Genomic DNA, 8,491 nt, shown 5'->3' with positions numbered 1-8,491 from the left:
ATTATCATAAATATGAGCGGTTGTATCAAAAACCAATGCTTTGCCATTAACGATAGCATTGCCACACACCTTGGCACCTCTAAAGATTTTCGCATCATTATAGATTTTAGCATTTTCATAAACAGTTGCATTGAAAAGAACCGCGGCATTATCATAGACCCAGCAATTGCCATCATGGGATAAGTTACTTTCATTTTCAATAAAACCGCCGAGGTCTCCCGCCTTAACATCATCAAAATCTCTTAGAGCACGAATGCGGTGTAAAGTAAGACCATCAAAAGTGAATTTTTCATTGGTAAATTCGTATTTTTTTGCAGACTCTTGTTGATTAACAGGCGCGGTTTCATTTGCAATATTAGAGATAATGGGAGTGTTTTTTACTGTATTTTTCATAATTAAAACCTTGTCGTAATTAATTTTCTATTGACAACCCTATAAGGGCGTCGGGCGCTAGAAAACACGGCGACAAGTCCGCTGCTTACATTTTTCTCATAAAGAGTATTGTATGGTGTAAACACACCCGACAAAATTCTCATATACTAACAAAAGTATAAAAGATAGCCAATTTTTCAAAGCTTTGGAAAGATTGTTTCGTAATCTATCCGCTTGTCGTTTCAAAGTGTTTTCTAATCACTTGATTATTTATATAACAAAATACGTACTTATTGTCAAATAATATTTTATCTTTTTTGATATTTTTTCGTATTTTTTAAATACGTTGTGTATTTATAATATCTTATGCTTATTAATTGCTTCTTTTATATTTATGTGCTTTTAAAGCTATATTATGGGCTTTATAAAACGATTGCGTTATTTTCTGAATCTATACATTTATAATATTTAAAAACGCTCTCATAATGCGTATTTTTATCTTTATAACCTATCAATTTTTTTACTAAATGAATTTTAAATTTTTTGTGAATTTTATTTATAAGGGGCTTTAATTTAAACGACCTTAATAGCACCGCGCTCTTATAACAAATGCTTTCATTTGCATTTTTGCTTTCTCTATAGCTGTTATATTCTTTATAGCCATGGCATCATTTTCCATTTTCATAAGAGAAATGATAAATAGAATATATGATAATTATGATTTACTGCTTTTTATGAAAACATCTAAAGAGAGAATGATAATTATAGAGATGAGCAAAATCCCTTTTAATAAAATTTTGTCATTTTTGTCAGTTCTTTTTAGAACCTATATCGTTTTTTTTAAATGAGAGAAAATTAAAATCATTATATTTCAATATGTTATTTTTTATCAATTTTTCAAAAAAACAACCTACATCAACATTACAACCTATAAATTCAACTAATGTTATATGTTTTGTAAGGGGTTTTGGGGAGTAAACACCTTCAAAGCCTATAAGTAATATAAGACAATGAATATACATAATTCTGTTTAAACAAAGCTATCATTTTAGATTACGATATAATCTTTTAAAGCAATTCAAATAAGAGTATCTAAAAGTGCAAGTTTTTTCTTTTTAGAATAACGCATATAAACACTCCTTTTAAGATTGTATGTAAGTAATTTAACAAGAGAGGTATAGATTATGGTTATAAGATTCTATACCCCTTGTGAGTTTAGCAAGCCAAGTCTATTCAGTTTCTCTAATTTCTAGTTTTGGTAGGTTCTTAACGATTTTCATGGTTTCTAAACTTACGGTAATAACCCTCTGAAATAACTCTAGAGGGTAGGCAGGGTTGCCAATGGTTTCAACAGCATAGCTATTAGCATCATTAACAATGCCACTCTTTTTATCAGTCTTAACACATTGACGCCCCATAACCCATTCAAGAGCTGGTTTACCATTGACGATATACGCATAAGCTTCAAGAGGGATATCTGTTATTGTGATATTGCTATTGTAAAAAACAGTTGATTTATCCTTTTCCTTACTATTTCCAAAAAATCTCATTTCTGTAACGTAGTAAAATTTTTCGGGATTAAAGATATCAGTCTGTTTAGGATTGCCTTTTTTAAAGGTCACTGGATAAGGTTCTACAGTTTCATAGTTTACGTGCAAATGACCCAATTCACGTCCTGCTGTTACAAACTTCCAAAAATCTTCAGCAGTTTTTACACAAGGGATACGAGGCAATTCTTTAGAGAGGTTATCAGCATAACGAGCACGATAATCTTCCGAATGAAGTAGACCATAAACATAATAGAATAGATCATCTTTTGTTATGGTTTCATTAGGATAAGCGGCTTTAAAATGTTCTAGCCCCTCATCAGTAATAGCATCACGCCTCTGTAAATCAGCATTGATGCTTTTTTCTATAGAATTCGTAAATAAATGAGTTTGTTTCTTGTTTCTATCTTTTGAAACCGGAGTGTCTTCGTAAATATAGCGTGGAAAACATTGACCATTATGCACAACATGAAGATCAAGTATAGACTTAGATATCAAAACAGAAAAACCTGATTGAGTTCCCATACCTGAAATTTGTATGACCTTATTTTCAACCGCTTGCTCTATAGGGAATATCCGCGGCATTTGGTAAACCATTTCATTAAAGGCACGACTATAATAGAGCCACTGTCGTGTAAATGGACGATACAAACTTTGCGTAAGGCATGTAGTCTCAAATTCAAAAATCTTTCCTTTAGCTAAATGTTGTTTAAGTGCACGACTCCAACTAATTCTACTTGCATCCAAATTTACAAAATTGTTTACAGAATTTTCGCGTGTTTTGCAGTCAGTATGTGGGAAAGCATCATTAAAACGTTTCACTTCGCTGTTATAAAAAGTAATCATATTACTCATATTTTTAGCTAAAACTTCACTGCTTGAGTTATATACCCAAGCATCACGACTGCTCATAATACCACGAGAATAAGTTTCAAAGAGCTTTTTACCATGACCTTTTTTAATACCTAGAGCTAGGAATGTCTTGAAACTATCATCACGTTGACCAAGCCAATCATTATGCTTGTCTGGTGTAATTATTTTCCAACCGTTTTCACGTGTAATACCACCAACACTACCAAAGTACTGAAGCATCTCAAGTTTTTTTTCGGTGGAAAGATTATCTCCAATATCATGATAGTAAATTTTACAATCTCCAGAAACATTGGGATTTTTAATAAATAATGTTACGGCAATACCCGTCATACTACCATTGCCAAAAATATTCTCTCCTTCTTGAGCGTTATTTTTGTTCATCATATTTTTACGGATATCACCTCGTAAATTAAGCACATAAATACTCGTAAATTCTTGGGCTAAAGATTTTCGTAAACTATCCATTGCTGGCTTTTCTATATAGCTTGAACCAGAAACAAAACCGATTACCCCAGCATTATCAATACGGTCACTTGCCCAACGAATAGCGCGGATATAGCTATCATAAAGTGCTCGTATATTTGTTACTTTAGATTGAGCAGTATAAGTTTCACGAATGCGATCATCTAATATCGGGTAGGGAGTATTCTTTGCATTGTCGTTTTCGCTTTTTTGTCCTACCGAATAAGGAGGGTTACCAAAGATAACTTCAATATTTAGTTTCTTTTGATGCTCTAAATATTCACTGTTTTCTTTGAATAATTCCTGTAGAAGATTTTTCTCTTCAAGCATCTGAAACGTATCAGTCAAACCAATATGCTTAAAAGGAATATACTCACCTTTCATGATACTATGATAAGTCGATTCAATGTTAATCGCTGCTATGTAATAGGCTAGCAAAACAATCTCATTGGCATGGATATCATGACGGAACTTATATTCCATATCCTCTGGTTTTATGAGCTTTGATTGTAAAAGCCTTGTGATAAAGGTACCCGTTCCAGTGAAAGGGTCAAGAATAGAAACTCCACGTGACCCCAAGCTTTTTCCAAATTCATTGCGTAACACATCATCAACAGAATGAATGATAAAATCAACAACCTCAACGGGCGTATAAACAATCCCAAGCCTATCCGTGGTTTTCTTAAATGCCTTGGCAAAAAAACTTTCATAAAGTTTGATAATAAGATTCTGTTTTGCATGAGTTTCTGTAATACCTGCTGTACAGAACGTGACACTTTTGTAAAATTTATCAAGATCTTTGGTTTTTTCTTCAATGTTCGTTTTATCCAGTTCTCTTAAGATCTTGTCCATTGCTTGTGAAATGGCATTGTTCTGTACAAATTCATTACCGTCAAATAAAGCTTCAAACACGGGACGCGTGACAAGATGTTGCGCTAACATCTCAATGGCTTCCTCTTGCTTGATTTCACTGTTGACGTTGTTCTTTAATTCCTTATGGAATGCATCAAAGGCGTGAAAGGCTTCACTCTTTTCATCGGAAATCATATCTTTAAGATGATTGATATGGTTTTGAGCAATCTCAGCAACATTGTTCGCCCAAATGCCCCAATAATCCGTGATTTTAAAACTATCCAGAAAAATGGCTTTGACAAAATCAAAAAATTCAGAACGGGGGAATAAGTCTCCTTGTCCTCCAGATACCGATTGAGATTTGCTTTCTGCTGTTCCAATGACACGTCCAGAACTTTCTGCTTTTGATGGTATCGAGATCTCATCAACCGTTGTGGTAAGCTCTTTTAATTCATCCTCACGCTTAATTTCTATAATCTCAATCGTATGGCTGCTATCTTGTCCTAAAGACATTTGATTAATTGTCCGAGCAAGCCTTTCATCATGAGAATGTAAAGCATGCAAAACTTGCCAAACAACACGGTATCTCTTATTGTTTTTTAAAGCTTTTTTGGCTTCTAAGTGTGAAGGAATGATAATGGGTAAAATGATATAGCCCGTTTTCTTATTTGGAGCACGGCGCATCACACGCCCTACCGCCTGTATCACATCGACTTGGCTATTACGCGGGTGTAAAAACATGATGGCATCAAGAGCAGGGACATCAATCCCTTCTGAAAGACACCGAACATTGCTTAAGATCCGACAAACATTGTTCCCAGCATCTTCTTTAAGCCAATCCAGTTCCTCATTGCGCTTTTTGACACTTTGCGTTCCGTCAATATGTCTTACTTCACAGTTCAGAAAGGGAACGGTTTGAAGGAAATCATCAATATGAGATTTGATAATTTTATTAAAGAGCTTTGTTATATATTGAGAGGTGTTAATGTCTTTGCAAAAAGCTAAAGCACTATGCATGGGCTCTGTATCATCATCATCAACAGCGGCTTGCTTATCTATTTTGGTAAGTGCTCTATAACAGCCAATAATTTTTGCCGCATCATCTAAATCAATTTCACGGTTTTCATTGGCAATAATCTCCTGTATGGCTGGTGTGATATAGGTTTCATTAATACCCAAGACCACAATCTTGTAAGGAGTTAAAAGTTCATTATCGACAGCTTCCGCGAATGTATAATGATGGAGTTGTTTGCCATAAAGCGTTTCATCGTCCATAGATGCGAGAACGGCATTAATCTCATCCGCCCGCCTTTTGGCAGTATCACTAAAGATACGCGGCGTTGCTGTCATATACAGACGTTTTTTGCCCCGAATGATGCTGTTATCGTGAACCTTGATAAATTCGGATTCATTGTCTTCACTTCCCAATGAAGCTCCAGTCGTTCTATGGGCTTCATCACAGATGATCAAATCAAATTCGGGTAAACCATGCTCTTTTTGTGCATCCGAAATCACTTGGATAGAATGATAAGTTGAAAAGACCACCGTCATTGCATCTGTTAGGTTTTCACGAGCTTCTTTGGCAAGGGCTTGAGCATCCGTGGTAGCAGGGAGAACAAGGTCTGATGTTTCCATGCCAACAATATCATCTTGGTTTTTACGACGCTTGCCTACTTTTGTATCCGAACACACGGCAAAAGAACGCAAGGGCACTTGTGCATCGGCTGTCCATTCACGGATTGTTTGCGAGACTAAAGCCAGAGAAGGTACCAGAAACAAAACACGCTTGCCTTTTCCTGCTATGTGTTCTGCTATCTTAAGGCTTGTGAAAGTCTTCCCCGTTCCACATGCCATAATCAGCTTGCCACGATCTGCTTCTTTTAACCCTTCACAGACTTTCTTGATGGCTTCTTCTTGATGTGGACGAGGCTCTTTTGTTGACTTAAGAAGAACTTCTTTTTTGGTTGCATAGATTTGCCAATCTATCCGACTGTTTTCCATATGACGAAGGTCAATACGATAAACGGGTATCGCTTGTCCTTTAATCATGGCATTTACATTGTCACTTAATTCTACTTCTGTGCTGTCAACGAGAAGGCGATATTTAAAGATGTCTTTCCCAGAGGCTGCGATAAAGCTATCAATATCCTTTTTACTAATCTGATGATCTGCTTTATAAAACTTACACTGAATAGCCACATATCCCTCTTGATTGCGAAGCTTTGCCACCAGATCAATGCCGATATCATTTTTATTCCAACCTTCACGCTCTTCAGCCCATTCATAATAGGTTTCTACCTTTTCATAGCGTCCATAATGAAGAGGGTCATGCATAAGATAAGCCATGACAAGATTTTCAAACAATGTTCCCAATTCACGAGGTGATTTTGCTTGTTGACGATAATATTCTAAGAGAGAGCGTAAAGAGACATGTTCATGATCATACTTATTAAAGTGATGCATATTACAACAGGGCTCCGGTTTCATATGAGAGGGTTAATTCTTATCAAAAGAATCAAAACGAAGCTTATTAAATCCATTTTGAATGAATAGTGAAAAAAATGCAGAAAAATGCGAAAAAACGGATAAATTTTTTTCAAAAGGTTTTTTAAAGGCTGTTTATCCACAGCCTATGACATGGGATAAGATCAGCAAAATAGTGAAATTTGCTGTTTATTTGACGTGTTAATCAAGACAAATGAAGCATGTGCTTTAAAATATCATAATGAGTATTTTGATAGGTTTTATGAGACATTTTATAGAGAGGTTTTGTAGGTTCCTAAAACCCCCAAAACCCCCAAAACTAATGATGGGGAGTGCTTTGAAGGTTCACTGTTATATTGTTTAATGTTTATAAGATTTCTAGATTGTCTTAGTGTGGTGTCTTATAACTTTTTGCTAAAGGATGCCATTCATAGCGTATGGTAGGTCGACCACCTTGGGAGCTATTGTCTCTAGAGATTTCACGAATATAATTACAACGACATAAAAGCTCTAAAGCTTGCTTAATGGCTCTATTATCTGTTAAACCGATCCAACTTCTTTGATGAATATCGCGTAAAGTAAAAACATCAGATAAATGATCACAGCGCTCGACAATCAATTTTGCCCCCTCTGTTGCTAAGTTATCCGCCGCCGCATAAAGCCTTTTGACATAACTTAACAAATATTTTTCCCATCGCAAGGCTGTTTGAAGGGCATCTTTATTGATTTCAAAACGCCCCCCTTCGGTTAATTCAAAAATCAATGCAAGACTTACTATGGTCTTAGGCATTTTCAAAAGATGCGCTTGTAAGCTTTCAGAAAGGTTATTCTCTTTGGCTTCTTTAAAAATCTTTTGCATCCATTCACGAAAGATCTCTTGAGCATCAGCAGAAAAACGCATGACAAGCGGGTGTTCAGGAGAACTAAGGGTTTATATCATAATGAGAACGTATTAAGCTAAGAGGAGATGCCAAATTCTCAAAGGAGAAGTGCAATGCACCTTTACGAGTTTTTTGGACTTCATGATTTTTTGTACAACATTATGCCCCCCAAGATTATGTGCCCTTAAGCAGCTACAGTCGTTGATACAATATCCTCAGCAAGCATTTGTTCATCTTGCACATATATTTTTAATAATTTTTTTTTGGAAGATTTCTTGGTACGGCACGCGATACATCAGTGCTAACGTTCTCTTAAAAAACACACAGATAATTAATCAGCTTCAAAAAACAACCTTACCAATGAAGTACTAGCTAGAGGGTTGCATGCACAACGCAATAATGGCACACTGATTCCCACAAGCGTGCTTCACATATTGCACGCATAGCCTGTACAGAGTCTACCGCTCCTAAATACTCAAACGTAAAAACGTAATGCTACTGGATCGTATAGTGACCGCAGTTGCACCCTTAAACACCGGTTCCTCCCCATATCATAATGCTTGACAAAAGCATCATGCCATCATAGCAACGGCTTTGCGTAGGGGTTCCACAACATAGTTCTACAAATTGTTGACGCATTGCCAAGCTAACAGTTTTCTTGCCCACCTACGCCAATGAGACCATCACTATCCTCTTTTTGAATCGTAAAACAAAATGATTTCCCATGAGCGATAAACCATCTGCTCAAAGTCCAGCTAGCTCAAACTCATAGCATTCTAAACCTTTAGGCTCGCTCTTCCCTCAAGGGGGCATAGTCAGATATATCACTTTCCTCACCTCTTCACGCGCTGGGATAAAAAAATCTGAAACTACGAGGCAACGCTGCATTTGTATGCAGCGTTGTTATTAGGAATAAGCTTCTATTGAGATAGTTCTAATGGGAAGCACCCACAGCTAATGGTATAGGGATTAATTTGGATTCTTTCGAAATGCTATATATAAATTTAATGTGCCGCCCCA

The 8,491-nt window shown here is 36.1% G+C and carries 3 protein-coding genes and 1 pseudogene; all 4 read right to left on the bottom strand.

What is annotated here, in order from left to right:
- A pseudogene (locus tag U736_RS0108115) lies at window positions 1-393 on the bottom strand (hypothetical protein); the annotation flags it as partial.
- Between the two features lie 1,208 nt (window positions 394-1,601).
- Window positions 1,602-6,569, bottom strand: coding sequence for a DEAD/DEAH box helicase (locus tag U736_RS0108105; protein WP_026500615.1), 4,968 nt, complete (start codon window positions 6,567-6,569; stop codon window positions 1,602-1,604).
- A 409-nt stretch (window positions 6,570-6,978) separates the two neighbouring features.
- Window positions 6,979-7,491: a DUF3987 domain-containing protein gene (locus U736_RS0108090; protein WP_026500614.1), complete on the bottom strand. Its 513-nt coding sequence runs from the start codon at window positions 7,489-7,491 to the stop codon at window positions 6,979-6,981.
- A gap of 508 nt (window positions 7,492-7,999) precedes the next feature.
- Window positions 8,000-8,137, bottom strand: a complete 138-nt coding sequence (locus U736_RS12305; RefSeq protein ID WP_155915008.1) for a hypothetical protein — start codon at window positions 8,135-8,137, stop codon at window positions 8,000-8,002.
- Window positions 8,138-8,491 lie beyond the last annotated feature (354 nt).

Origin of the sequence: Bartonella grahamii ATCC 700132, assembly GCF_000518085.1 — a bacterium.
Taxonomy (GTDB): domain Bacteria; phylum Pseudomonadota; class Alphaproteobacteria; order Rhizobiales; family Rhizobiaceae; genus Bartonella; species Bartonella grahamii.
This window is presented reverse-complemented; position numbering and strand designations above follow the sequence as displayed.

Bases quoted from the DNA above. Each gene is read 5' to 3' on its own strand.
- U736_RS0108105 (WP_026500615.1), bottom strand. From the start codon at position 6,569: ATGCATCACTTTAATAAGTATGATCATGAACATGTCTCTTTACGCTCT.
- U736_RS0108090 (WP_026500614.1), bottom strand. From the start codon at position 7,491: ATGCGTTTTTCTGCTGATGCTCAAGAGATCTTTCGTGAATGGATGCAA.